Here is a 26819-nt window from a genome sequence, read left to right as displayed (position 1 = left end):
CCTTACAGCAAGTAGTAAAACTCATTAGTTGTTGTGTTGAACCGTTTTCATTCAAGGTTTTTTCGTTTGATTGACTTATCTGCTACCGACTCCATAGCTACCAAAGCCAACCCGCTGGCCCTATATCTGACCCGCCTTGCGCAGTCCAGTCAACTAACCATGCGGTATGTTTTGCAAGACGCGGCGGATCGACTGGGTTTTGAAGACATGAACATAGAGGAAATTCCCTGGCACGAACTCCAGCCTGAGGACGTCGTGGCGTTAGTGGCTGCTTTGCGCACTGATGGTTACGCGCCTAATACGTCTTCGCTGTATGTGAACGCGGTGCGCGGGGTCATGAACGAAGCCTGGCGCATGAGCCTGATCAGCCAGGAGCACTTACTGAAAATGCGCTCAGTCAAAGGCATTGCCGGCACGCGGCTCGCCCAAGGGCGCAACCTCAAGCGCTCGCTGATCAAAGAACTAATGGAGGTCTGTGCCGCCGATCCGCGGCCACAAGGGCTGCGGGACGCGGCGATCATTGCGGTGCTGTATGGTTCGGGGATGCGCAAATCGGAGTCGGTGAACCTGGACCTGAACCAAGTGGATTTCACCGAGCGCAGCTTGCGGGTCACCGCCAAGGGCAACAAACAGTTGATCAAGTACGCGCCGGCCTGGGCGTTCGCCAAACTGGAGGCGTGGCTGGAGTTACGCCGTTCGCAATTAGGGGAAGGCCAGGAGGACGATCCATTCCTGTTCAACCGCATCCGCCGCGGCAGCCACATTACCCGCGAGCGCATCACCAAACATGCGATCTATTACATCGCCAGGCAGCGCGGCGCCCAGGTCGGGGTGAAGATCATGCCCCACGACTTCCGGCGCTCATTCATCACCCGAGTGATCGAAGAGCACGATCTGTCGATAGCCCAGAAACTGGCCCACCACAGCAATATCCAGACCACCGCCAACTATGACGTGCGCGATGACAATGAGCGCCGCCGGGCGGTGGACCGCTTTGACCTGTGAGCGATGTCAGCCAGTCAGCACATGGGCATTACCGAGCGTTGTGACATGAACGGCACTGCCAGCCGGCGGGGCGTGCATGCCGGAGCTGCGAACCAGTAATGATCGGCCCGGCTCGGATTTACCAGGCAGCAACTCCACCGTCAAAGTGCAGGTGTTGCCACCGAAGTCGCGATCGGTGACCACGCCAGGACAGCCAAGGGAATCTGTTGGCGAGCTGTTGATCTGTAATTGCTCGGGTCGAAGCATGATCTGCGCCGAGCCGTTGCGGTCCGGGCTATTGACCGGAATACGGCCAAGGTCGCAATGGGCCCAGCCGGCCTCGATCCGCGCAGGCATGACCACCGCATCGCCGAGAAACAGCGCGGTTTGCTCGTCGTCCGGGTAGCGGTACAAATCCATCGGATGGCCTGATTGCACCAGCCGGCCCTGACGCATCACCGCCAACTGATCAGCAAACGACAACGCTTCGCTTTGATCGTGGGTCACCAGAATGGTGGTCACGCCGGCATCTGCGAGTAGGCGGGCGACCATTTTGCGCATGGCTGCGCGCAACCCGGTGTCGAGCGCCGAGAATGGTTCATCCAGCAGCATCAGTCGTGGCTGCTGGGCCAATGCCCTGGCCAGGGCAACCCGTTGTTGCTGACCGCCAGACAGTTCATGGGGCCAACGCTTGGCCATGTTCGAATCCAGGGCGACGCTGTCCATCAGTTCGGCGATACGATCCTGCCGGGTCGGGCCCTTGTCCGCCAGGCCGAAACCGATGTTGGCGGCGACGGTCATGTGCGGGAACAAGGCGCCGTCCTGGGGAACATAACCGATCAAACGCTGGTGCGCCGGTACCGAATGCGTGCCGTCGACCAGTATCTGGCCGTTGAGCGAGAGGCTGCCCGAGTCCGGAAATTCGAAGCCGGCAATCATCCGCAGCAAGGTGGTTTTGCCTGAACCGGACGGCCCGACGATCACCGTTCGACTACCAGTTGGCACCGACAGGTTGATGTTTTCCAGGGCGCGCTGAGTGCCAAAGGATTTGTGGATCGAGTTCAGTTCGAGGGCGTTCATCGGCCAGCCGTGCGTTTGGATTGGTGATAAAGAAGGCCGGTCAGTGGCAACGACAGCAAGATCATGATCAACGCGTAGGGCGCTGCCGCCGCGTAGTCGATTTCACTGGTCATGGCCCAGAATCCGGTGGCCAGGGTGCGTGTGCCGTTCGGTGCCAACAGCAGGGTGGCGGTCAACTCGTTGGTGATCGCCAGGAACACCAGCGCGGCGCCGGCAGCAGCACCCGGAGCCGCGAGGCGCAAGGTGATCAGCCAAAGAGCCCGGCCGGGGGATCGACCGAGGCTGCGGGCCATGTTCTCCAGTTCCACCGGTGCCTGAGCGATGCCGGCACGCAAACTCACCAGTGCCCGGGGCAGAAACATCAGCAGATAAGCCAGCAGCACGGTGATGGTGGTCTGGTAGATCGGCCGGGCAAAGTGAATCGTCACCGTCACCAAGGCCAGGGCAACCACAATGCCGGGCAACGAACTGGTGATGTAGTTGCAGCTTTCCAATACTCGTTGCAGACGGCCCGGCGAGCGGATCGACAACCAGGCAATCGGGATCGCCGCCAGGCTGGTCAACAACGCGCCAGCCACGCCGAACGACAGGGTTTGCAGCAACGCAGGCAAGAGCTCGCCACCTTCCCAGACGTCGAGGCCACCAGCGATCAGCCAGCGGCCGAGCGTCAGCAACGGCACGCCGAGGGCCAGTAGACAGGTCAGGGTTTGCAGGCTCAGGCCGAGGGCGACGGTGCCTTTGCCTAACAGCACGGTGCGTTGTTCGCGAGCGCTGCCAGAGCCGACGCGGGCATACCGTGCCTTGCCACGGGCGGCGGACTCGACGGTGAGCATCGCCAGACAACACAACGCTAATACACCGGCGAGCATGTTCGCGGCCGGGCCGTTGAAGGTCGATTTGAACTGATCGAAAATCGCCGTGGTGAAGGTGTCGAAGCGAATCATCGCGTAGAGGCCGTATTCGGCCAGCAGATGTAACCCCACCAGCAGCGCACCGCCACAGATGGCCAGGCGCAACTGTGGCAACACCACCCGGAAAAACACCGCCCAGGGCTTCAGGCCAAGGGATTCGGCGACATCCTCGATGGCCGGATCGAGACGCCGCAAGGTCGCCGCAATCGGCAGATAGAGAAACGGAAAATAGGCGATCACCGACACCAGCACACCGGCCGGCAAACCGTGAATCGAGGGAATCAGACTGACCCATGCATAACTGTGGACGAACGCCGGCACCGCCAGCGGCGCCACGGCCAGTAATGACCACCAGCGCCGGCCGGGCAGGTTGGTGCGTTCGGTTAACCAGGCCAGTGTAGTGCCGAGCACGATGCACAGGGGCAGGGTGAACAGCACCAACAGCACGGTGTTGATCAGCAACTCTGCGACCCGCGGGCGAAATACCAAGGCTTCGATGGTCGGCCAGCCGGTGGCCCACGACACACCGATCACAAATGCGATCGGCAGCAGCGACAACAGTGAAACGCTGATCGCCAACGCCACCACCCACGAGCGCCCGCGCCCTGTGAGGGAGCGGGCGCTGCGGGGCAGGTGGGCGGATGAGGCCGCAGCAACTTGCGCCGGCAAGTTTTCCGGGAGCACTTACAGGATTCCGGCCTGGGTCATCAGCTCGACGGCTTTTTTGCTGTCGAGTTTTGACGCATCGACTTTCGGCGCATCGAGGTCTTTGAGGGGCACCAGTTGCGGATTGGACTGCGCGTCCTTGCCAACGGCGTACTCAAAGGATGTGCCGCTGTGGAGTATTTCCTGGCCTTCTTTACCGGTGATGTATTTGACGAATGCCTGCGCTTCCTGCAGGTGTTTGCTGGAGGCCAGCACGCCGGCGCCCGAGGTGCTGACAAACGCGCCCGGGTCCTGATGCTTGAAGTAGTGCAGTTTGGTGTTGTTGCTGTTTTCGCCGGTCTTGGACTGATCGACGAAGCTGTAATAGTGGTAGATCACGCCGCTGTCGATCTGCCCGGCGTTCACCGCTTTGAGCACCGCGCTGTTGCCGCGATACACGGTGGCGTTGGTCTTCATTGCTTTGAGCCAGTCGAGGGTGGCGGCTTCGCCTTTCTGCTCCAGCACGGCAGCGACGATGGCCTGAAAATCAGCACCTGCCGGGGAGGCGGCCCAGCGACCTTTCCATTCGGGTCTGGCAAGGTCGAGCAAGGATTTTGGCAGGTCTTTTTCAGCCAGTTTGGCCGGGTTGTAGACGAACACGGTGGAGCGGGCGGCGATGCCGACCCATTGGCCGTGGGCCGGGCGGTAGGCCGAATCGACTTGTTCCAGAGTCGCCGGGGCGATCGGGGCAAACAGCTTGGCGTTGTCGACCAAGACCATGGCCGGTGAGTTTTCGGTGAGAAACACGTCCGCCGGTGATGCCGCGCCTTCCTGCACCAGTTGGTTGCCCATCTCGGTGTCATCGCCATTGCGGATCGTCACCGGGATGCCGGTTTCTTCGGTAAACCCGGCCACCCAGGCCTTGGTCAGGCTTTCGTGCTGGGCGTTGTAGACCACCAGGCCAACGCTGTCGGCCGCAAAGGCCTGACCGGCAGCGAGCAGGGCAGTGGCCAGCAACGCGCGCTTCAGAAAGGACGGAAACAGTGGATTCATGTCGAGAACGCTCCTGATTTTTCAGACGTTATGTGCAGGCATTCGCGCGCGGACCTCAATGCGAATGATTTGCATATGTTGGGCCGCCGGCAATGTAGAGAAGCAAATGAGAAAAAAACGTCAAACAAACCGTTAATACATGTCATTGCCATTCAGATTAGCAGCGACTCGGCGACGCACGATTGCCGTGCGTCATCCAGCGTCATGCTTTCAGGAGGGATTGGGGAGGTAGGCGACGCTCTGGTCTTCACGACCATGGAACATTCGCTCACCGTTGGTGGGCGTGGTGGTGATGACCTGATGGTCGGCACTCAGGTAGTTCAGGGGTAGGTCACCGCCATTGCGGTATTGCGCCACAATGATGGTGCGCTGAGGATCCCAATGCTGGCCGCTGGTGGTCTCAAGCCAAGCCATTAACGCAGCGCTGTCGCCGGTGCGGGGGAAGTCCTGGTTTTCCTGCACGTAATAGAACGGCGCGCCCCCGGTTTGCAGGTACATCGGCACTTTGTTATCGACTTCGATCATAACCATGCGCCACTGATCCAGCGGTGCCTGTCTGCTGGCTTGTTCGCGCACGGTTTCGCCAAAGCGGATCACGCCGCCACCGCTGTTCGTCCAGGGATACAGCACGCCGAGTACGCCAACCAATACAGCGGTGGCGATAGCGAAGCCGATTGTCAGTCCGCGCCCTTCGACGTTGCGCAGGGCCATGCGTCGCGTGATCCACCAGGCGCCAAGCAATTGGGCAAATGGCACCAGTGGCAACACGTAATAACTGCGGCGACTACCGCTGGCGGTGAAAAACAGCATCAACAGGCCCAGGCCCCAGATCAGCCAGCGGGTATTGGGTTCGACATTGCGCCAGTGACGTATGGCGACCCACAATCCGATGATCCAGCACGGCGCCCAGGGCAGGGTGTAGACCGGCAGGTAAATCAGATAAGTGTAAATCGGGCCAATGTTGTCGAACGGCTGGAAAAACCGCACGACGTTTTCCCGCAGTACCAGGCCCAGGCCACTTTCGCCGTAGGTCGGCGCGCCGTAGAAGTGGGACAGGATGAATGGCGTCATGTAGAACACGCCGGCAATCACCAGGGCCAGACAGAGCCGCAGGTTGAGGTGGCGCTTCCAGCGACCTTCCTGCAACAGATGAGGCAACAGCACCAGGCCCGGCAAGATGAAGCCGATCAAACCCTTGAACAGCGAGGTCAGCGACAACAGCAGGAAAAACACCAGGTAGCGACCCAGGCGCGTGTCGTCCGGTCCGCGCCAGTACCACCAGACCGCCGCGAGTACGCCGCACACGGTCAAGATGTCGGCCGTGGCAACCCGCGCCCAGAATATGAAGTAGAAAGTCGTCGCCAGCATCCAGCCAGCGATCAGGCCGGTGCCTTTGCGAAACAATTGTTCGCCGATCAGGTACACCAGCCAGACGCTCAGCCACGCCGATATCACCGACGACAGACGCAGCGACCAGTGACCCAGGCCGCCGGTCAGCCACGCCGTGGCGGTGATCAGCCAATAGGACGGCAGCGGTTTATCGTAATACGGCCCGCCCTTGAGATAAGGGTCGAAGTAGTCACCACTCTGGAGCATCTGCAGGGCGATGTTGGCCCAGCGGGTTTCCGCGCCCCACAACTCCCGAGTGCCCAAACCCAACAACAACATCAGCGCAGTCGCGCCCAGCAGGAGCCACAGCGCGCCCCTGTCACTTGCCCAAAACTTCATTGAGGGTTTCCCTGTAGAACTTTAAGTAGTTGCATACATTGGTAGAGGTGGCGAACACCGCATTTGTGGCGAGCGAGCTTGCTCGCGCCGGGCTGCGAAGCGGCCCCAAAATCCTGCGAGCGCTGCGCACTCGAGCGGGAGCAAGCTCCCTCGCCACAGGCAGCCGCTCCCACAGGTTTAATTTTTGTTGTTACAACTCAGGGCTGGGTTTGCGGGAAGATCAGAATTTCCAGGTTGCCGCGCTGGTAGCGTTTGCCGTCCACGGGCAACAAGGCGACTTCCTGAACTTCCTGAACACTGTTGACCCGCATCACCACCCCGACCGAGCCTTTCTTGCGCGCTTCGGTCATCCATTGGCCGACGTTATCCATGGTGACTTTGCGCGAAGCCATGGCTGGGTCGTCGAGACCATATTTCAGCTCACCGATAGTGTTGAACAGATCGACTTGCGGACGCTTCAACCGCCAGGACAACGCCGACGCCGCGCCCAGGTCGTTACTGAGTAATGAGCTCGTCTGACCCAAGGCATCCAGGTGTTCGGCGATAAACTGGTCAGGCATCTTGCTGTTGACGATCTTGCCGGGCATCGCGGCCGGCAGCAGCGCCACCAGCAGAAAGATCCCCAGCGCCGGCGCCGCCCAGAGCGTCAATGGCCGCGAGACTTGCACTGCGTTGGCGATGATCCAGCCGGCCAGCACGATGTAGCCAAGGGACAGGCTGAACATCTCCGTGTTTTCGAAAATTTCCCGGGTCGCTTGTACGTAAACCAAGCCGATCAGCGCAGCGCTGGCCAGCACCACATTGAGTACACCGTTAATACGCAGGGCCCGGCCTTTCGCCTGTTCAATCAGACCCACCACGGTATGCCCCATCAGCAACGCCAGCGGCAGCAGGCACGGCATGATGTAGGTCGGCAACTTGCCCTTGCTCAGGCTGAAAAACGCCAGCGGCAACAGCATCCACAGCAGCAGAAAGCCAATCGCCGGTTGGCGCTTGTTCTTCCAGGCCTGGATAAAGGTCGATGGCAGCAACGCGGCCCACGGCAGGCTCGATACCACCAGCATTGGCAGATAGAACCACCACGGACGGGTGTGTTGTGCATCTTCGGCGGCGAACCGGCGAATGTGTTCGTGCCAGAAGAAAAACCGCCAGAAGTCCGGTTCCCGATAGTGAATGGCAAGCACCCACGGCAAGCAGACCACGGCCGCCACGACGACCGCTATCGGCCCGTAGCGCAACAATTCGCCCAAGCGTCGCTGCCACAGCATGTAGGGCAGGGCGATCAACACCGGCAACAGCCAGGCGAGGAATCCCTTGGTCATGAAGCCCATGCCACACGCGGCGCCCAATACGGCCCACGCACCAATTCGTTCTTTGGACGATGAGCTATCGATGGCAAACCACAACGCAACCAGGCTCAGATTGACCCAGAGCGTGAACTGCGGATCGAGATTCGCATAACCGGCTTGCCCGGCGATCAACCCAAAACTCATGTAGAGCAACGCACAGGCGCCACTTTTACGCGGGTCGTTCCACAGGCGACGGGCAATCAGGTAAGTCAGCCAGACGCTCAGCCCGGTGCTCAACGCCGAGGCGATTCGTACACCAAACAGGTTATCGCCGAACACGGCCTGGCCGATGGCGATCATCCAGTAGCCGGCGATGGGTTTTTCGAAATAGCGGATGCCCATGAAGTGCGGCGCAACCCAGTTGCCGCTCAGAAGCATTTCCTGGCTGATCTGGCCATAGCGGGTTTCATCGGGGATCCACAAACCGTGGCTCATCAGTGGCAACAGATAAAACAGCACGAAGGCGAAAATCAGCCCCGGGATGGCCCAGCGCTCGATTATCGACGGGGCTGGCGATAAATGCCGGGCAGCGTGGCGCAGCGGTTTGTTATCAGACGTCATGACTGGACCTTGGCGCGAAAGAAATGTCTGGTGCGAACTTCGGGTTTGTTTAGCGTTATTTATTCAGTGTAGTTTGCCAAAACGCGGGGTTGATGATTCCCAGGACTGTAAGTTGCTGCTGACTGTTAATACGCACCAGCAATACGCTGCCGTATTGGGCGGCAATTGCATGGGGAAAACCGCTCTGTTTTTCCAGGTCGCTGATACAACCACTGTGAGTGACCAGCACGAGATTCTGCTGCGCTGTTTTGTGCGCGATGATTTCGTCGCGCAGGGTCGGGCCACAGGTGGCGAGCCAGTCTTGAGTGCTGGCCTCAAAGTCGAACATGTAATGCGCGGTTTGCGCCGTACGCGTCATTGGGCTGCTGACGATTTGCGCCTGTTGCATGCCGAGCCGAACAAAACCCTGACCGACGTCGGCGGCAGCCTGGCTGCCGGCCCGAGTGATGCCGTCAGCCGGCCCCAGGCACGTGTTGCTTGAGCGATCACAACGTTCGGTATGACGTACCAGCGCGACCACTTCGCCTGCCTGCCAAGCGCCCATCCACTCGGCAGTGATGCGCCGGTCAGCGTGATCAAGGTCCGTCGGCGAGCGTGGCCACCAGACAAAACCACTGACCAGTATGGCCACCAGGGCGACGCAAGCCAGCGCAATGAGCAGGCGCAAACGAGGCGATCGTTGTGACTTGGATAAACTTTTTAATTGAAATAATTGCGCCACAAATGTTGCCCCTTTCAACTTTCGACTTGTCATTCAAAGCAACGTAACGCTCAGGCAGCGAGCAACTTTACGACGGTCTACTTGAATGCAGCCTGAACACTACGTGTCGCTTCGTCGGGGCGCAGTGAAGAACATGTGAAAAAAATGCGAGCGTTTGAATGCTCGAACTAAAACGGCTATTTGATAATTAAACGCAAATGGCGTTTATGTTTGCCAGCGGGACTTAACATCGCGCAGTGGTCGAGGTGAAGCTGCAGCCTTTGCGCCAGCGTCGCGCTGGTCTATGGTTGCCTGTGTGCCTGACAACAGCAGTGGAGTCGCCCAGCCGGATGGATCTCAAACACAGCCTGACAAAACGGATTGTGATCGTATTCGCCTTGATGAGCGCTTTTGTCGCCGGTGTGTTTGCACTGGGCATTGTCGCCACCGTGCACCTTGTGGAACGCAAGTTGACCACCACCACGCTCAGTGGCGGCCTGCATCGATTGCTGGCGATGGACGATGTCAGCCAATGGAGCCACAAGCCGGAAAAAAGCGAGCTGTTCTTTGTTGAGGGCGGTCAGGGGCCGTTGGCAATGACCACGCAACTGGCTGCGCTGCCCACAGGGTTTCAGGAGATCAAATTTCACGGCGATGATTTCTACGCGATGGTCGAATCAATCGCTGGGCGCAAGTATGTGCTGTTGCGTGACCAGGAAAGTCTTGAGCAGCGTGAACGCCTGCTGTTCATTGTGGTGATCATCGGTTTCATCCTGAGCATCATGCTCGCCCTGGTGCTGGGCCGACTGCTGGCGCGGCGGGTGATGGCGCCAGTGATTCGCCTGGCACAACAGGTTCGTCATCGCGACCAGCTCATCGACCTGGCGCCACCCTTGCACCCGGACTACGCCGCCGATGAAGTGGGCGAACTGGCGTTGTCGTTCGATCAGACACTTGGACGCCTGCGACAAACCCTGAGCCGCGAAAAACTCTTCACCAGCGACGTCAGCCACGAACTGCGCACACCGCTGATGGTGCTGGCCAGTTCCTGCGAGTTGCTCCTGGCCAATCCCTCGCTGGAGGCTCGTTCGACCGCGCAGGTCAACCGCATCGCCCGTGCCAGCGATGAAATGCGCCAATTGGTGGAAACCTTTCTGATGCTGGCGCGCAAGCCTGAAGAGATGGGCATTGAGTCAGCGTGCACACTCAAGGAAGTCGCCGATGCCCAGGTTGAAGTCTGGGGGAAGCTGATCCGCGAGAAAGGTCTGACGTTTGTCTATGACGCGCAACACGCCGCTGCGGCGCCGTACAACCTGACGTTATTGCAATCGGTGATGGGCAACCTGTTGCGCAACGCCTGGCATTACACCGACCACGGCTACGTACGCCTGACGCTGGGCGACAACAGTTTTGTGGTCGAAGACAGCGGCATCGGCATCCCGGAGGAGCAACGTCATGCGATGTTCCAGCCCTTCGTGCGCGGCGATCAACAGCGCGGCGAGGGGCTTGGGCTGGGGCTGTCGCTGGTGCAGCGGATCTGCAGCCAGCAACACTGGCAGGTGCAACTCACCACCCGCGAGCCCAATGGCTGTCGTTTTACCGTGATGCTGGCTCAGGAGGAGGGTGGGCAAACCCGCGGGTTTCCTGCGCCCTGACTGATCACCGCGGCCAGGCGTTTGACGTTGTTCTGCTGGGCGGTCACCAGATCGTCGATGGACGGCCCTGACGGCGTCTGCAACGTGCTGCGGCAGGTGACCAGCGTGTTATCGCCGGCGCCGAGTGGCCGCAGGCGCCATTTGACGTCGATCAAGCCGTACTGGCCTGGAATCGAGTCGAAGCGCTGCACATCCACCCGCAGCGACACTTTGTGCTGCGGGTTGGCGTTCGACAGTTGGTCCACCAGAGCGCTGCGCAATTCATCCGCAAGGCTTGCACCCCACCAGTCGGTTTCGAGGATCGCCAAGCCAGTGTTTCCTTGGCGAATGACGATCTGCGGACGATCCACCTGAGGCGGCACGCTGATGCCTTCGATCTTGATCTCGTCGCCGCTGCCGCGTGCAGGTTGTGCCGGGGTCAGGGTGTGAAAGTGAATCGGATCGCTGCGGCACGCCGTGAGGAGTAACAACGCAGCAACCAACGTAAACTTTGGCGAAAAAGCCATGGGTGTTGCTCCTGTGGTCAGTTACGCGGTGGCCCTTGCAGGTCCGACGGCGCCGCGTTATCGGGGCGGCCGCGAATCAGCGATTCCGGGTGCCGTCCCAGGTAGTCCGAGAGTTCACGCAGGGAACGCGACATGCGTTTGAGTTCGTCCAGGGTCTGGGTCAGCTGTTCGCGTTGCGGCGAGTCTTCGGCGAGGGTCGAGCTGGCCGAGTTCAGGGTCTTGCTGACGTCCGCCAGAGTGGTCTGCACGCCGGGCAGAGTCTTGGTATTGAATTGCGCCAGGCTTTTGCGCAGCTCGACGAGGTTGCTGTCGAGGTTGCTGGCAATCCGTTCCACCGGCAGTTGGTTGATCTTGTTGACCATAGCCTCCAGTTTTTCCTGCAATTGCTCGAGGCTGCCAGGGATGGTCGGGATGCTGACCGGCCGGGCATTTGGATCGAACGTGACTTTTTCCGCTTTCGGGTAGAAATCCAGCGCGATGTACAGTTGACCGGTCAACAGGTTGCCGTTGCGGGCCTGGGCGCGCAGGCCGTTTTCAATAAAGGTGCCCATCAGGCGTATGCCTGCGGCCTCGTCATTGGGGTCATGCATCAAGGCCTTGATCATTTTGGTATGCGCCTGGCCGAGGCGTTGCGGGTAGATCACGATGCCGACGTTGACCGGAAAGCTGCGTTTCTTCTCGTCAAAATCCAGATTGATCGCCACCACCTTGCCGATTTCCATGCCGAGGAATTCAACCGGCGCATCGACCTTGAGCCCGCGCAGGGCCTGGTCGAAACGCAGGCTCAGGTATTGCGGTTTGCCGTTGGGCGGGGCGAGGGCAGTTATCTGGTCGTCGAACAGCTCGAAGGTTTTCTCCTCTGCGGCTGGCTGATCGTTGGGGCTGTAGTCCGGAGCACGAAAGGCGATGCCACCCACCAGCAATGAAGACAACGATTCGGTCTTCACCGCGAAACCGTTGGCGCCGATGTTCAGGTCGATGCCGCTGGCGTTCCAGAACCGGGTGTTCTCGGTGACATAGGCGTCATTGGGCGCGTGGATAAAGAGTTCGAGATTGACGCCTTTGCCGTCGGCATCCAGCGCATAAGCCACCACTTGGCCGACCGGGATCTTGCGGTAATAAATCGGCGAACCAATATCCAGCGAACCGAGGTCCTGGGAATGCAGGCTGAAGCGCTTGCCAGGCTCGCCATAGGTGATGGGCGGCGGGTTTTCCAGGCCTTTGAAGTTCTTCGCGCGACCATCGGCGTGCCCGATATCGGCGCCGATGTAGTCGCCGGACAGCAGAGTATCGATGCCCGAGACGCCGCCAGCCCCGATACGCGGGCGCACGACCCAGAATTGCGAGTCTTCGCGGGTGAAGGTTTCGGCCTGTTTGGACAGCTTGATCGTGGCATCGACACTCTTTTGGTCGTTGCTCAATTCGACATCCGAGACCTGGCCGATAACCACATTGCGGTATTTGACTTCGGTCTTGTTGGCGGTCAGGCCGCTGCCGGTCTTGAAGGTCACGATGATGGTCGGGCCTTCCTGCATCAGGCTGTGCACCACCAGGGAGATCCCCACCAGTACGGCCACAATCGGCACGATCCATACCAGCGATACGCTGAAACGACGGGTCTTGATACTGGCCTGACCTGGGGCTTGCGGCCCGTCAGTGGCTTGCGACTTCATCCATGACCTCCTCGATTGATGGGGCACTGAGCGTCAGGAACGCAAAAGCACTTCATCAATATAGAAGTGCTTGGCGATAGAGCAAATGTGTATCAGCGATAAGCGAAACCCTGTTGATCGTTCCCACGCAGAGCGTGGGAACGATCAGATCGCGGCAGCGCGGTTTGTTCTGCTAGCCGAGCATTTCGCGCAGCCGATACCAGAACATACCCAGCGCCAGCAGCGGTGAACGCAGGGCGCGGCCACCGGGGAAGGTCATGTGCGGCACCGCGCTGAACACATCGAAACCTTGGCTGTGCCCGGCATGGATTGCCTCTCCGAGCAATTTTGCACACCAGTGAGTCACGTTCAGGCCATGGCCCGAGTAACCCTGGGCGTAGTAGACGTTCGGGTGCTGGCTCAAGCGCCCAACCTGAGGAAAGCGATTGGCCGAGATGCCGATCTTGCCGCCCCATTGGTAGTCGATGCGTACGTTCGCCAGTTGCGGGAACACCTTGAGCATCTGCGGGCGCATATACGCCGCGATGTCCGCCGGATCGCGCCCGGAGTAGTGGCAGGCACCGCCGAACAGCAAGCGTCGGTCCGCCGAGAGCCGGTAGTAATCCAGGCCGACTTTCTGGTCACACAGCGCCAGGTTCTGCGGGATCAATTGCGCGGCGACCTCGGCTGACAGCGGTTCGGTGGCGATGATGTAACTGCCCGCCGGAAGGACCTTGCCGCTGAGCTTCGGCTCGAGCTCTTCCAGATGCGCGTTGCACCCGAGCACCACGCTGCCGGCGCGGATCGTGCCGCCGGCACAGCGAACTTGCACGGTACTGCCGTGGATGATCTCCAGCACATCGCTTTGCTCGAAGATCCGCACGCCGAGGGATTCGGCCAGCCGCGCTTCGCCGAGGACCAGATTGAGCGGGTGCAGGTGACCGGAGCCCATGTCGATCAAGCCGCCGGCATACACCCCGGAATTCACCACTTGCTGGCGGATCTGCTCTGGGCCGACGATTCGGGTTTCATGGGCGTATCCGGATTGAACCAGCTCCTCTTGCTCAGCCTTGAGCACAGCGAACTGCGCCGGCGTATTGGCCAATTCACAGAAGCCCCAGCGCAGGTCGCAGTCGATCCCGTGTTCGCGGATTCGATTGCCCACCAGCGCCACGGATTCGACCCCGGCGCGTTCCATGTAATCCACGCCTTCAGCGCCGACATAACGAGCGAACCCGCTAACGTCATGGCCAATACCGCGAATCAACTGCCCGCCATTACGCCCGCTAGCCCCCCAACCAATGCGCCGGGCTTCCAGCAGGATCACCGAGAGTCCGCGCTGCGCAAGCTCGATGGCGGTGTTCACTCCGGTAAACCCGCCGCCGATCACGCAGACATCGGCGCTGAGGTCACCGTCCAGCACTGGATAGGGAGTGGTCGCCCGCGCCGAAGCAGCGTAGTAGGAGCGGGCGTGTTCTTGGGTGTGCTGATTCATTTGTTCGACTTCACTTTGCTCCAGGAACGGGTCATCAGTCGCATGATCGCCTGGGGCGGGGTGGTGGAAATGTAGAGTTTGTCGAGCACTGCTTGAGGTGGATAAACCTCTGGGTTGTTCACCAACGCCACGTCCATGTACTGCTTGGCGGCCGGGTTCGGGTTGGCGTAGCCCACCGAGGCGCTGACCTTGGCGATGACTTGCGGGTCCAGCAGGTAATTGATGAAGGCGTGGGCTTCTTTGGGGTTGGCGGCGTCGGCAGGAACGGCCAACAGGTCAAACCACAAGTTACTGCCTTCCTTCGGAATGGCGTAAGCGATGTTCACGCCGTTCTTCGCTTCTTTGGCGCGGTTGGCGGCCTGGAACACGTCGCCGGAGTAACCGAACGCCACGCAGATGTCGCCGTTGGCCAGGTCCGACACGTACTTGGAGGAGTGGAAATAGGTGATGTAAGGCCGGATGCTCAAGAGCTTGGCTTCGGCTTTTTTGAAGTCTTCAGGGTTTTCGCTGCGTGGGTCCATGCCCATGTAGTTGAGGATTGCCGGGAATACTTCATCCGCCGAGTCCATCATCGACACGCCGCACTGGCTGAGTTTCTTGATGTTCTCCGGTTCGAACAGCACGGCCCAGGAATCGATGTGATCGATGCCCAACACTTGCTTGACCTTGTCGACGTTGTAGCCGATGCCGTTGGTGCCCCACAGGTACGGCACCGAGTGGGCGTTTTCCGGATCGTTTTTCTCCAGCAACGCGAGCAGTTTCGGGTCGAGGTTTTTGAAGTTAGGCAATTGCGAGCGATCCAGTTTGAGGAACGCGCCGGCCTTCACCTGGCGAGCGAGGAAGTGGTTGGACGGCACCACCACGTCATACCCGGTGCGGCCGGCGAGCAGTTTGCCCTCCAGGGTCTCGTTGGAGTCGAATACGTCGTAAATTACCTTGATCCCGGTTTTGCCCTGGAAATCGGCGAGGGTGGTCTCGCCGATGTAATCGGTCCAGTTGTAGACGCTGACGGTGGGTTGGGCTTGCGCGACGGCGCTGAACAACAATGCCAGCGTGACCGGAACCACGGATTTCAATAGACGCATATCGACACCTCTTCGGGTTGTTGGATTTTAGGCGTTGGCATTCTCCCTGTGGGAGGGGGCTTGCTCGCGAAAGCGGTGTGTCAGGCGACATCAATGTTGACTGTGCCGCCGTCTTCGCGAGCAAGCCCCCTCCCACAGGGAGAATGCAATTTCATGCGGGAGATTGCTTAGACGCTAAGCAACAGGAACTCACGCTCCCAGGAACTGATCACGCGCTTGAAGTTTTCGTGTTCGGCGCGCTTCACCGCGACATAACCGCGAACGAATTTGCTGCCCAGGTAACGCCCGACGGTTTCGCACTCTTCCATCTGGGTCAGGGCGTCTTCGATGGTGATCGGCAGGCGCAAGTTGCGACGTTCATAGGCGCGGCCCTGCACTGCAGCGCTCGGCTCGATCTTTTCGACCATGCCGAGGTAACCGCACAACAGGCTGGCAGCAATCGCCAGATACGGGTTGGCATCAGCGCCCGGCAAACGGTTTTCCACGCGCATCGCGTCCGGGGTTGAGGTCGGAACGCGCAGGCCGACGGTGCGGTTTTCTTCGCCCCATTCGACGTTCACCGGTGCCGAAGTGTCCGGCAGGAAGCGGCGGAACGAATTGACGTTAGGCGCGAACATCGGCAGCACTTTAGGGATGTACTTTTGCAGGCCGCCGATGTGGTGCAGGAACAACTCGCTCATCTTGCCGTCGGCATCGGCGAAGATCGGTTGGCCGGTGACAATATCGACCACGCTCTGGTGCAGGTGCATGGCACTACCCGGCTCGTCGCCAATCGGCTTGGCCATGAACGTCGCGGTAACGTTGTGCTTGAGGGCCGCTTCGCGCAGGGTGCGTTTGAATACGGTGATCTGGTCCGCGAGGTCGAGGGCATCGCCGTGACGGAAGTTGATTTCCATCTGCGCCGGGCCGTCTTCGTGGATCAGCGTGTCGAGGTCCAGACCCTGGAGCTCACACCAATCGTAGACATCTTCGAACAGTGGGTCGAACTCGTTGGCGGCGTCGATGGAAAACGACTGACGACCACTTTCCGCACGACCGGAACGGCCCAGCGGCGCCTTGAGCGGCAAGTCCGGGTCTTCGCAGCGCTGGGTCAAGTAGAACTCCATTTCCGGCGCAACAATCGGCTTCCAGCCTTTGTCGGTGTAGAGCTGCAGAACTTTCTTCAGCACGTTGCGTGGCGACAGTTCGATCGGGTTGCCGAACTTGTCGAAGGTGTCGTGGATCACGATAGCGGTCGGTTCGATTGCCCACGGAATCACGTAGACCGCATCAGCAACAGGCCGGCAGATCATGTCGATATCGGCCGGGTCGAGCAGGTCGTAGTAGATGTCGTCGTCGACAAAGTCCCCGGTTACTGTTTGCAAAAGCACACTTTCCGGCAGGCGCATGCCTCGCTCATGCAGGAACTTGTTGGTGGGTGCAATCTTGCCGCGAGCGATGCCGGTCAAGTCGCTGACCACACACTCGACCTCAGTAATCTTGTGATCTTTCAGCCACGTGAACAGCTGATCGAAAGGGACATTCATAAAGACCTCGTTATTGGTTTTAGTAACGCCGGGGAGGGTGGTTTCATCCGACGGACACTTCCCCTGAGACGCGTTGACGACTATCTTGGGCGAGCCTTGCGGTTCCATCTATCCACTTTAAGCAGCACCAAAACGCACCAAACGAGTGCGTAAGGTCACCCATGACAGCGTGCAATCCGTTACAAGTCCAAGCGTTCAACACCGCCGATGTGGCCGAGCAAATCCGCGCCACCCCGGGTTGGGTACAGCATTACCAGCAGATGTCGCCGGGGCATTTCGCCGGGCTGGTGCGCTATCTGGATTTGCAAGGCGTGGAGATTTACGAAGAGCACATGAACACTCGGGTCGAGCAGAATTTCAGCGCGCCGCAAGGTTCGTTGGCGTTCTGTTTTGATCGCAGCGACAACTCGCTGTACGTGTTGAATGGTGAAAGTCGCAACATCTGGATCACCCCCGAGAACTACCAGGAGATCGCCGTGGTGTTCGGTCCGGAGTTCGTTCAGCGTCATGGTTTGAATGTGGCACGGCTGGAAGGGCTGTTCATGTCGGCGCTCAATTGCCAGCAGAACGCGCTGTTCAGCCGCTGGTTAAGCGCCACGTTGACGCAACTGGCGCAGACACTCGATCCGCCGAGTCGTGAGGCGTTGACCCTGCAACTGTTGGAAGACTGTCTGTACATCCTCGACAACGCTTGTGTGCGTCTGGACCGCGGCGGTTTGCAGCGCCGTTCCGAAGAGCGAACGATTATGAAACGCGTCGGAGAATGGGCCGCCGATGCGCCGGAAGAAACCCTCAACCTGCTGGAGCTTTCTCAGGTCGCAGGGGTGTCGCTGCGCCAGTTGCAGCATGCATTCAAGGCCTTTACCGGGATGACACCGACTCATTGGTTGCGCTTGCGCCGGCTCAACAGCGCGCACCGCGAACTGCTCAGCCGCACAGCGATGGAAACGACGGTCGCCGAAGTTGCGATGCATTGGTCGTTCTGGCATTTGGGGCGGTTTTCCAGCAGTTATCACGCCTTATTCAAAGAACTGCCGAGTGAAACTCTGAAGCGCCCGCGAGCGAGTTGAACTGGCAGCGCCCGGCTCTGCGGGCGCGCAGCTTCTCTGTCAGGCGTTTGCCGAAGTCCGGCGCATCGTCAGCAGGCTGTGTTTGAGCAACATCATGGACCCCACCAGCAAAACGGCATCCTTGAGCAGAAAACTGGTGGCGCCACCCATTGCCGGGAAGCCGCCCGCAGACGCTTCCCATGCATCCGGCGTGGTGAAAATCAGGGTAAGGGTGGTCAGGTAGGTGATCACTGATGCGGCTGAGGCCCACAGCGAAATCCGTGGAAACCACGCCCCCACCATCAAACCGAGCGCAATCGTCCATTCCGCTACACCCAAGGCATAGCTGGCGCCCTGAGTGCCAAACGCGCTGTGCATCCAGCTCAGCAGCGGGCTATTGGCGAGCAGCGGAATCAGGCCTTCGGCTTCGTACGCAAACCATTTGCTGTAGCCAAAAATCGCGAAAATCAGGACCAGCGTCCAGCGCATCAATCTGATCTCGAGATCATTCGAAAGCCAGCGGGACAGCGTGCAAGTGTTCATGGTTTTACCTTTTCTTTGAGGTGATGAAACCCGCTAGAGAAGGAAGCGCTGCGGAAATTACAGCCAGGCCAAGGTTAAAACGTGACAGAAAAAGTCTGCTGCAGACGGGCATTTTTCACCGGGCAGGGTCCGACGAGTAAAAAGACCTTTGTGTCGAGGTTTAAGTTAATTAGAATCAGTCTCATTTGAAACCGACTTCGCCCAGGGCCTCTTTAGATGACTGACGCAGCGACGCCATCGCCGCAGCACCTGCACGAACTGTATCGCGATCATCGTGGCTGGCTGGAAACCTGGCTGCGGCGGCGCATGGGCAATGCGTGGGATGCAGCTGATCTCAGTCAGGACACCTTTCTACGCGTATTGTGCAGTGCCCAACCGATCGCCGACATGCGCGAGCCGCGCGCGTATTTGCTCACCGTCGGCAAACGTCTGCTGAGCAATTTCTATACCCGCCGCAGCCTGGAAAAAGCCTATCTCGAAGCCCTCGCGCAATTGCCCGAAGAATGCGTGCCTTCGCCCGAGCAACGTTGGGTGCTGCTGGAAACCCTGCAAGCGCTGGACGAATTGCTCGACGGTTTGCCGCGAGCGGTGCGTCGCGCCTTTCTCTGGAGTCAGCTCGAAGGCCTCGGTTACCGTGAAATCGCCGAGCGTCTACAGGTCTCGGAGCGCACCGTAAAACGTTATATGGCAATGGCTTACGAGCATTGCTTGATGTTGGATCTATGATGCGCGTGGCGCCCGGCACCGAGGCGCGGGAAGTGGCGCGTGCCGCCGCGCAGTGGTTAGCGTTGCTCGAATCCGGCGAGGCCAGTGAAGCCGATCACGTGCAGCTGAAGAATTGGCGAGACAGCGATAGCCGCCATGAAAACGCTTGGCAGAAGATCCAATCGCTGCGCCAGCGCTTTTCCAGCCTGTCGGCAGAATTGGCCATGGCCACGCTGGATCGCCCTGATCTGGCGCGGCGTGCGGCACTGAAGCGAGCACTGGGTCTGGCGGCGCTGGTGCCGACGGCGTGGTTGATCAGTCGCCAGTTGCCGCTCGACGTGTGGCGCGCCGATTTGCAGACCGACACCGGCGAACACAAACAGACACTGTTGGCAGACGGCAGCATCCTGCAACTCAATACCGCGAGCGCGGTGAACGTCGATCTGGCCAGCCGCCAATTGACGCTGGTGCGCGGTGAAATGGCGCTCAATGTGCTCGGCGGCGCAGCATTGACGATCAATGCGCCTTACGGCCGGATCATGCTCAGTCGCAGCGAAGTCTGTGTGCGCCTCAATGAGCGTGAGTGCAATGTTGCGGTGGTCAGTGGTTCGGTGCAGTTGCAACCGTTGCACGGGCCGGCGTTGCTGTTGCAGGCCGGGCAGCAGATCAATCTGCAAGCGTCCGGTGCCGGCCCGGTCTCGGCGTTCGACGCAAAAATGCCCGGCTGGCGCGAAGGCGTATTGATGGCGCAAAACCAGCCACTGGGCGACTTCTTGCGCGAGTTGAGCCGTTATCGCTCAGGGCTTTTGCGTTGGGAGCCGGCCCTGGAAAGTCTGCGTATCACCGGCAGTTTCCGTCTCGACAACACCGATAAAGTGCTGGCGCTGCTCGCCGCGAGCCTGCCGCTGGAGGTGCATTCGCGCACGCGTTTCTGGGTCACGCTGACGCCGCGAAAAAATATCGTCTGAAGCCTGTCCCTTTTTTCGCCTCGCTGGTCATTCCAGGCAAGTGAACAAAATCGAGAGCTTCTTCCAATGCCCGCAGTATTTCCAGGTCGTTTGCGTCCGTTGTTGCAGTTGAGCTTCGTGCTGAGCCTGAGTGCCAGCCCTGTGTTGATTCAATCCAGTTGGGCCGATGACGCCGCCCGGCGCAGTTATCAGGTGCCCGCCGGCAGTTTGAGTGCCGCGCTGACGCGTTTTGCCGGGTTGGCCGGGGTCAATCTGTCGGTGGATCCGGCGCTGGTGAGTGGCCGCAACAGCAACGGATTGTCCGGTGAGTTCGCCGTGGAGGAGGGGTTCAGCCGCTTGTTGCTGGGCTCCGGTCTACAACTGCAAGCGCTGGGCGATCATGCTTACACGCTGATTCCTGCCGCCAGAGGGCGGCAGCCTGCAACTGGCCCCTACCTCGATTCTCGGTGCCACCGGTTCGGCAGACGGCGAAGCGTTTGCCGGTGGCCAGGTCGCACGCAAGGGCTCGCAGGGCTTGCTGGGTTCGAAAGACTTCATGGAAACGCCGTTCAGCATGACCACCTACACCAGCGAGGCGGTCAAAAACCTGCAAGCCCGCACCTTGGGTGACCTGGTCGCCAGTGATCCGTCGGTTCGCGCGACCAACCCGGCGGGTGGCCGCTATGAGCAGTTCACCATTCGCGGGCTCAGCCTGTTCAACAGCGATGTTTCCTACAACGGCCTCTATGGCGTCTTGCCGACGTATACGATCGACATGGAGATGGCCGACCGCGTCGACATCCTCAAAGGCCCGAGCCAGCTGATCAACGGCATCTCGCCGCGTGGCAGCGTCGGGGGAGGGATCAACGTGGTGCCCAAGCACGCCACCGACAAGCCCATCACTTCGTTCACCACCAGCTACGCCTCCAACAACCAGGTCGGTGGTGCCGTGGATGTCGGCCGTCGTTTTGGTGAAGATGACAAGTTCGGTATTCGGTTCAATGGCGTGAAGCAGTCCGGTGACACCGAATGGGATCACCAGAGTGTCGATCGAGAGATGGCCGTGCTGGGTCTGGATTTTCGTGGTGACCGCCTGCGGCTCTCGACGGACATCGGGCACACCGAGCGCGATACCGATGCCCCGCAGGAACGTGTGATAGTCGGCGCCAACGCGCAGGTTCCCCATGCCAGCGAAGTGCGCAGCAACTATGCGCAACCCTGGAGCAAGGCGCGGACCAAAGACACCTTCGGCACGGTGAACGGCGAGTTCGATGTCAGCGATTCGGTCATGCTTTATGGCGGTGTGGGCGCGCGCAAGAGTAATCATGACTTCCTCCGTCATGCCGTTACGGTTACCAACGATGCGGGCGATTTCAGCGTTCAACCCCGTGACTTCACCCGTGACGAAAATGTCCGGACGGCCAACGCGGGCGTGCGCAACTGGTTCCATACCGGCTCGGTGAGCCATGAAGTCAACCTGGCGGCCAGCTACTTCTACATGGACTTCGAAAACGGCGGCGCCCGTTATGCCTCGGCTCCCAGCAACCTCTACGATCCGGTGGAAACCCCAACGCCTAATATCGCCACCCGACAGGACTCGAAGGTCTACACCGAAAACCGCTTCAGCGGCGTGGCGTTGTCCGACACCTTGGGCTTCTTCGATGACCGCGTGCTGCTGACCCTCGGTGCCCGCTGGCAGCGGGTGAAGGTGGACGACTGGACCGATAACGTCAAAGGCGACACCGCCTACGACGAGGAAAAGGTTTCTCCATCGGGTGGCATCCTGTTCAAGGCTACCGACAAGCTGTCGCTGTACGCCAACTACATGGAAGGCCTGAGCCAGGGCAAGATCGCGCCGTCGACCTCGGTGAACGAAGACGAGATCTTCCCGCCGTTCATCAGCCGGCAGGTCGAGGTCGGTGCCAAATATGACGCGGGTCCGTTCGCGGTCACGGCGGCGGTGTTCCGGATCAAGCAGCCGGCCTACGAGACCAACGCCACGACGCGGGTCTTCGGTCCGAACGGCAAGCGCGAAAACACCGGTGTGGAAGTGAGCGTGTTCGGCGAACCGCTTGACGGTTTCCGCCTGCTCGGCGGGGTCATGTACATCGACAGTGAGTTGAAAAACACCACCAACGGCACCTTCGACGGTAACCGCGCACCGGCCACGCCGAAATACAACGTCAACCTGGGCGCCGAGTATGACGTGCCGACTGTGCAGGGACTGACGCTGACCGGGCGCGGGATTTATTCCAGCTCGCAGTATCTGGATCAGTCCAACGAGAAGGAGATCGACTCGTGGGAGCGCTTCGATGTGGGCACGCGTTACGCGTTCAAAGTCGATCAGAAAACCGTCACCTTGCGCGCCAATATCGAGAACATACTGGATAAACGTTATTGGAGTTCGGCGGGGGCCTCGGATGACAGTGAACCGGGGTTGACCCTGTCGACACCGAGAACTTATCTGTTGTCGGCGACTGTGGATTTCTGAGTGGCTGTAATTGAGCGAAAGCCCAGGGACGGGCTTTCAAACAGGAAATCGTTATTGTCCTTTTATATTCTTGGAAAACAACGAGTAAACATGGGTGATTCAAGTATCGAATCCGAACTTTGCTGAATGTCTGCAGATCGTTGGATCACGACTTTATTCCAGGTTATTGCTCCCTTGATTGGCCAGCAATTCAAGCCATTGTTGTGCCGCCACCGACAGTTGCGAGTTCTTGCGCCAGATGGCGACCAGTTGCCACTGAAGTTCGGCGCATTCAAGCGGGACAATTTCCACTCCGGGCGGTATATGGTGTTGCGCCAATAGTCTGGGCAGTACCATCAGGCCCGCATTCGCAGCCACCAATGACAGGCAAAAAGCCAGGTTGTCACTCTTGGCTACCTGCAGACGGCTGACGTCCAGGTCAGGGCAACAGAGTTTGATGCGGTGATTGAGGATGGACGCGCCTTGTAACTGGACCCATGGGTGATGCGCCAGATCGGGCAGACTCAGCCGATGGCGGCTGGCAAGTGGGTGGCGCGGCGGCAGGACGACAACCAGCGGCTCCTCGCAAATCGGCAGCCACGCGAGCTCCTCGTCATCCGGGCGCAGGCTGATTGCCAGTTCTATTTCGCCCTTGCGCACAGCGTCTTCCAGCGCTTGCCCACCTTGTTCGCGCAACTGCAGTTCCACTTGCGGGAAGCGCTGCCGGAACTCGGTCAACACCAAAGCAATGTGATCGGTACTGCCTAACGGCGGCAGGCCCAGCTTGAGCACGCCGGTGACGAGACTATTGAGCAGGTTGACGTCGGTGAGCATTTGCTTGCTGCGACTGAGTATGCGTTTGGCGTGGTGGAAAACCACTTCACCCGATGGCGTCAAACGGGATGGCACGCCTGGACGGCTGCGCACCAGCAGCGTCGAGCCCAGTTCTTCTTCAAGCTGTTGCACCGCTTTGCTCAGCGCCGGTTGCGTGACATGAATATTGTGGGAGGCCTTCGAGAAGCTTCCATGCTCCGTCACTTCGACGAAGTAGCGTAAGTTTTTCAGATCCATCTTGTATGCCATTTCCGCATAGTGTTTATAAAAATTGTTCATTCACTCTGGTTGGAAGAATCCTTCTACTATCGCCACCCCAATTGCCCTGGTGCCACGACAGGACATATCAATTTGGAAGTAGAGGCCAACCGTGTTCAATGATTGTATTCGGCTTGATCAGGCACTGGTTGCGGCTGCACAGCGTTATCCGCAGAGCTCGGCACTGGAAGCGCAAGATGGCACATTCAGCTACGAACAACTTAACGAAACAGTTAATAAGTTATGTGAGTTGCTGCGGGCGCAAGGCGTTCAGCCGGGCGATCGAATAGGCATTTATATCGCCAAAAGTGCAAGCGCTGTTGTGGCCATTTATGCCGCATTGAGGCTGGGCGCATTAGTTGCTCCGATGGATATCAAGGACCCCGCGGAACGGGGCGCACGCATGTTGGCCAACGCCGACCTGGATTTTTTGCTGGCAACGGCGGCAAGCCAGGCCGCAGCGGCCAGGGTGGTTGCCATGCATGGTCAGGCTGGCGATGTTCGCACAGTGGACGGGCTATTGCTGTTTCCCTTGCCAGGGCAACCGCAACGACATGCCGGGGACGAGGGCGGTTATGTCTTGTTTACCTCGGGCAGTACGGGTTGGCCCAAGGGCGTGTGCCTGACCCACGCCAACGTCTTGCATTTTTCTGCCTGGGCAGCCCGTACGGTGGTTCTGAGTTGCGAGGATCGGGTGGGCTCACAAGCGGCACTCACCTTCGATCTGACGACCTTCGACCTGTTCTCGACCGCACTGGCGGGAGCCTGTCTTTGCCTGATGCCAGACTTCTTGAAGATGTTTCCTCGCGATGTGACGCGTTGGCTGGATGAACAGCGTATCTCGGTGTTCTACGCCGTCCCCACCTTGTATCAGATGCTGTTGCAGCAGGGCGCAATCGAGCAGGCGCGGCCCTCGGCTCTGCGCGCTGCGTTGTACGCCGGTGAACCGTTCCCGCCACAGCTGCTGGCACGCTATCTGACGGCATTCCCCGACTTGCCGTTTTACAACCTGTATGGCCCCACCGAGACCAATGTGTGTACCGCAGAACAGGTGAGCCTGGCGGGGGTCGACACGCTTTTACCGTCAATCGGCTGGGCAATCGAGGGTGTGGACGTCGAGATTATCGGCGAGGACGGTCGCGCGGCTGCGCAGGGTGAGATTTTCGTCGCCGGCCCAACGGTGTTCGCCGGTTATCTGGTCGACGGCATCTGCCGCGATGCCCGCAGGAGTGTGTATTTCCGCGATGGCGTGCAAAGGCTGGCCTACGGCACGGGCGACATCGGCTATCAGGCGGCCGATGGTCGTTTTCATTTGCAGGGCCGCCGTGATCATCAGGTCAAGCGCCGCGGTCACCGTATCGATCTGCTCGACATCGAAAGTGCGGTACTGGCGTTGCCCGGCATTGAAACGGCGGCGGTCGTGGTTCGCCAAGGCACAACGCCGGAGGCCGAAATCTGGGTACATGCGGTGAGTGCCGGTGCCAGTCGCGCAGACATTCTTCGCGGCTTGAACAGTGCATTACCCAAAAGGATGCAACCGGATGGCATTCGTATGGCGCGAAAGCTGCCCGCGACGGCCAACGGCAAAATAGATCGACGTGCTTTGGGCATGTTGAGCGTAAACATGGAAGAGATAGGCAATGAATAACATTGAAGCGCTGTGCTTGCTGATCCAGGCAAATCTGCTGACCCAATACCAAGGTGAAAACCTTACCGTGTTGCCCGACACGGCTCTGTTGGAGGAGGGCTGGCTGGACTCTCTGACAATCATCTCCATCGTCACCGACGTCGAGAGAAAGTTCGGCATCGCGTTTCCGGAAGAAAAAGTCATCGCCGCTTCGTTTCGCACGCCGGCCACGTTGTGGGCCGTGATTGAAGCCAACCGGGTCGAACTCGCTTGAGTCTGTGCAGATAACAGAGAGGGCGAGTCATGCTGTTCGTAAACGAAGACAAAACAGTTGAGCAAACCGTGCAGGAGAGTTGCCTGCAAGGGCAGGCGTTGCTGCCTGAACTGGCAGGCAAAACCTTCCGCGAGCAATGGTTGCTGGCCGCCAGGACCGGGTTGCTACGCGCCTCGGTTGGCACGGTGACCAACAAGCTGGCGATGGTGGAAGGATTGGGCTTGAGCGGCATCAGTCCAGCCCTTTGCTATGCGCTGGCGTCACAGTTGTTCGGTATGCAATTGCCGATGCAGGCCTGGCTGAACGCCGAGCAGCGCAGGCAACTGGCAGGCCTGGAAGACGGCGAGACCGTGTTGTGTCACGCGCTGACCGAGGCACATGGCGGCAGTGATCCGATGTCGATGGAAACCGTGGCGCAACGTCAGGCGGATGGTAGCTATCGATTGACGGGCGAGAAGCGCTTCATCACCGCCGCCCCGGTGGCGGATCACGCGTTGGTGTTCGTCCGTACCGGCAAGGGCCGATCTCCCTTCGACTTGTCGGTTGCACTGGTTGACCTCTCGGCGCCAGGCGTGGTGCGCAGTGCTCCGCTGGACAAGACCGCGTTGCCCGGCGTGCCCATGGGTGTGTTGACCTTTGACGGCGTGCGGCTGGAGGAGCACAGCCTGCTGGGCGGCGAGGGCGCGGGTTTCTCTGTGATGACCGCGACCACCACGTGGGAACGCGCGTTGTTGATGGGGTATGCGCTGGGGCCGATGCGCCGGATGCTCGATCAGACAGTCGCCTGGAGCCGGGAGCGCACGCACTTCGGTCGATCGATGAGCGCCAGTCACCTGGTGGCGGGGCACGTGGCCGACATGAGCCTGTACCTCTATCGCTCGCGAAAACTGCTCTACGGCATTGCGCGACGCCTCGACGCCGGGGTGACGGTGCGCCAACTGAGCGGTGAGGCGGCGATGGTCAAGATATCGGTTTCCGAAGACTTTACGCGGCTGTCGCAGTTGGCTGCTCAGTTGGGTGGCGTGCGCTCTTACATTGGCGATTCCGGTCGCGCGATCGATCTCATCAGCCCACTGGCTTCAATGACCTATGCGGGGGTTAACGATCTGCTCCGAATCAGCGTTGCGCGCCAGGCTGGTTTGCCCGTCGAAAACTGAGCGCTTTGCGCTTCTGAAAAAATAG

21 protein-coding genes and 1 pseudogene are annotated in these 26819 nt (G+C 59.6%); 9 read left to right on the top strand and 13 right to left on the bottom strand.

Annotated elements, in window-relative coordinates:
• Nucleotides 1–66: 66 nt before the first annotated feature.
• Nucleotides 67–1005, top strand: coding sequence for a site-specific integrase (locus JFT87_RS19040; RefSeq protein ID WP_416195271.1), 939 nt, complete (start codon nt 67–69; stop codon nt 1003–1005).
• A 6-nt stretch (nt 1006–1011) separates the two neighbouring features.
• Here JFT87_RS19040 and JFT87_RS19035 read toward each other — a convergent pair whose 3' ends face one another.
• From JFT87_RS19035 to pmrG, 6 genes are all read right to left on the bottom strand, one after another.
• Nucleotides 1012–2064 (bottom strand): ABC transporter ATP-binding protein, encoded by a 1053-nt coding sequence (locus JFT87_RS19035; RefSeq protein ID WP_201203706.1) that lies wholly within the window; start codon nt 2062–2064, stop codon nt 1012–1014.
• Nucleotides 2061–3608, bottom strand: coding sequence for an ABC transporter permease (locus JFT87_RS19030; protein ID WP_201205268.1), 1548 nt, complete (start codon nt 3606–3608; stop codon nt 2061–2063). The genes JFT87_RS19035 and JFT87_RS19030 overlap by 4 nt, the downstream gene beginning before the upstream one ends.
• A 51-nt stretch (nt 3609–3659) precedes the next feature.
• Entirely contained in the window at nt 3660–4673 is a 1014-nt protein-coding gene (locus JFT87_RS19025) for an iron ABC transporter substrate-binding protein (protein ID WP_201203704.1), read from the bottom strand.
• Between the two features lie 210 nt (nt 4674–4883).
• On the bottom strand, nt 4884–6401 hold the full coding sequence (locus JFT87_RS19020; RefSeq protein ID WP_201203702.1) for an ArnT family glycosyltransferase: 1518 nt from the start codon (nt 6399–6401) through the stop codon (nt 4884–4886).
• Nucleotides 6402–6598: 197 nt separating this feature from the next.
• Nucleotides 6599–8311 (bottom strand): lipid IV(A) 4-amino-4-deoxy-L-arabinosyltransferase, encoded by a 1713-nt coding sequence (arnT, locus tag JFT87_RS19015; protein WP_201203700.1) that lies wholly within the window; start codon nt 8309–8311, stop codon nt 6599–6601.
• Nucleotides 8312–8366: 55 nt separating this feature from the next.
• Nucleotides 8367–8978 (bottom strand): lipopolysaccharide core heptose(II)-phosphate phosphatase PmrG, encoded by a 612-nt coding sequence (gene pmrG, locus JFT87_RS19010; protein WP_201203698.1) that lies wholly within the window; start codon nt 8976–8978, stop codon nt 8367–8369.
• 383 nt (nt 8979–9361) lie between these two features.
• On the opposite strand from pmrG, the gene JFT87_RS19005 reads away from it, so the two are divergent.
• Nucleotides 9362–10666: a sensor histidine kinase gene (locus JFT87_RS19005; protein WP_201203696.1), complete on the top strand. Its 1305-nt coding sequence runs from the start codon at nt 9362–9364 to the stop codon at nt 10664–10666.
• Here the strand turns inward: JFT87_RS19005 and JFT87_RS19000 are convergent.
• The 5 genes from JFT87_RS19000 to JFT87_RS18980 all read right to left on the bottom strand — a co-directional run bounded on the left by JFT87_RS19000 (nt 10624) and on the right by JFT87_RS18980 (nt 16930).
• Nucleotides 10624–11172: a PqiC family protein gene (locus JFT87_RS19000; protein ID WP_201203694.1), complete on the bottom strand. Its 549-nt coding sequence runs from the start codon at nt 11170–11172 to the stop codon at nt 10624–10626. The two genes, JFT87_RS19005 and JFT87_RS19000, sit on opposite strands and share 43 nt — an antisense overlap.
• A 17-nt stretch (nt 11173–11189) precedes the next feature.
• Nucleotides 11190–12845, bottom strand: a complete 1656-nt coding sequence (locus tag JFT87_RS18995) for a PqiB family protein (protein WP_201203692.1) — start codon at nt 12843–12845, stop codon at nt 11190–11192.
• Between the two features lie 172 nt (nt 12846–13017).
• On the bottom strand, nt 13018–14319 hold the full coding sequence (locus tag JFT87_RS18990; protein WP_201203688.1) for an NAD(P)/FAD-dependent oxidoreductase: 1302 nt from the start codon (nt 14317–14319) through the stop codon (nt 13018–13020).
• Nucleotides 14316–15404, bottom strand: a complete 1089-nt coding sequence (locus JFT87_RS18985; protein ID WP_201203687.1) for a polyamine ABC transporter substrate-binding protein — start codon at nt 15402–15404, stop codon at nt 14316–14318. The genes JFT87_RS18990 and JFT87_RS18985 overlap by 4 nt, the downstream gene beginning before the upstream one ends.
• A 167-nt stretch (nt 15405–15571) precedes the next feature.
• A complete protein-coding gene (locus JFT87_RS18980; RefSeq protein WP_201196915.1) occupies nt 15572–16930 on the bottom strand; it encodes a glutamine synthetase family protein in 1359 nt (452 codons plus the stop codon).
• Between the two features lie 161 nt (nt 16931–17091).
• On the opposite strand from JFT87_RS18980, the gene JFT87_RS18975 reads away from it, so the two are divergent.
• Nucleotides 17092–18000 carry a helix-turn-helix domain-containing protein gene (locus JFT87_RS18975; protein WP_201203686.1) on the top strand — a complete coding sequence of 303 codons (909 nt, stop codon included), beginning with the start codon at nt 17092–17094 and terminating at the stop codon, nt 17998–18000.
• A gap of 39 nt (nt 18001–18039) precedes the next feature.
• Here JFT87_RS18975 and JFT87_RS18970 read toward each other — a convergent pair whose 3' ends face one another.
• Complete coding sequence (locus JFT87_RS18970; RefSeq protein WP_201203685.1) at nt 18040–18522, bottom strand: YkgB family protein; 483 nt, start codon at nt 18520–18522, stop codon at nt 18040–18042.
• 216 nt (nt 18523–18738) lie between these two features.
• On the opposite strand from JFT87_RS18970, the gene JFT87_RS18965 reads away from it, so the two are divergent.
• From JFT87_RS18965 to JFT87_RS18955, 3 genes and pseudogenes are all read left to right on the top strand, one after another.
• Nucleotides 18739–19248: a sigma-70 family RNA polymerase sigma factor gene (locus tag JFT87_RS18965; protein ID WP_201203684.1), complete on the top strand. Its 510-nt coding sequence runs from the start codon at nt 18739–18741 to the stop codon at nt 19246–19248.
• Nucleotides 19248–20195, top strand: a complete 948-nt coding sequence (locus JFT87_RS18960) for a FecR domain-containing protein (protein ID WP_201203681.1) — start codon at nt 19248–19250, stop codon at nt 20193–20195. Before JFT87_RS18965 ends, JFT87_RS18960 begins: the two co-directional genes overlap by 1 nt.
• A 66-nt stretch (nt 20196–20261) precedes the next feature.
• Nucleotides 20262–22665, top strand: a pseudogene (locus tag JFT87_RS18955) (TonB-dependent siderophore receptor).
• 153 nt (nt 22666–22818) lie between these two features.
• Here the strand turns inward: JFT87_RS18955 and JFT87_RS18950 are convergent.
• Entirely contained in the window at nt 22819–23715 is an 897-nt protein-coding gene (locus JFT87_RS18950; protein ID WP_201203679.1) for a LysR family transcriptional regulator, read from the bottom strand.
• A 133-nt stretch (nt 23716–23848) separates the two neighbouring features.
• Between JFT87_RS18950 and JFT87_RS18945 the strand changes: the two genes are divergently transcribed.
• The 3 genes from JFT87_RS18945 to JFT87_RS18935 are packed head-to-tail and all read left to right on the top strand — an operon-like array spanning nt 23849 to nt 26794.
• Nucleotides 23849–25384 carry an AMP-binding protein gene (locus JFT87_RS18945; protein WP_201203677.1) on the top strand — a complete coding sequence of 512 codons (1536 nt, stop codon included), beginning with the start codon at nt 23849–23851 and terminating at the stop codon, nt 25382–25384.
• Nucleotides 25377–25637 (top strand): acyl carrier protein, encoded by a 261-nt coding sequence (locus tag JFT87_RS18940; protein ID WP_158831430.1) that lies wholly within the window; start codon nt 25377–25379, stop codon nt 25635–25637. Before JFT87_RS18945 ends, JFT87_RS18940 begins: the two co-directional genes overlap by 8 nt.
• A gap of 29 nt (nt 25638–25666) precedes the next feature.
• On the top strand, nt 25667–26794 hold the full coding sequence (locus JFT87_RS18935) for an acyl-CoA dehydrogenase family protein (protein ID WP_201203676.1): 1128 nt from the start codon (nt 25667–25669) through the stop codon (nt 26792–26794).
• Nucleotides 26795–26819: the final 25 nt, after the last annotated feature.

This window comes from Pseudomonas sp. TH15 (assembly GCF_016651105.1).
GTDB lineage: Bacteria > Pseudomonadota > Gammaproteobacteria > Pseudomonadales > Pseudomonadaceae > Aquipseudomonas.
This window is presented reverse-complemented; position numbering and strand designations above follow the sequence as displayed.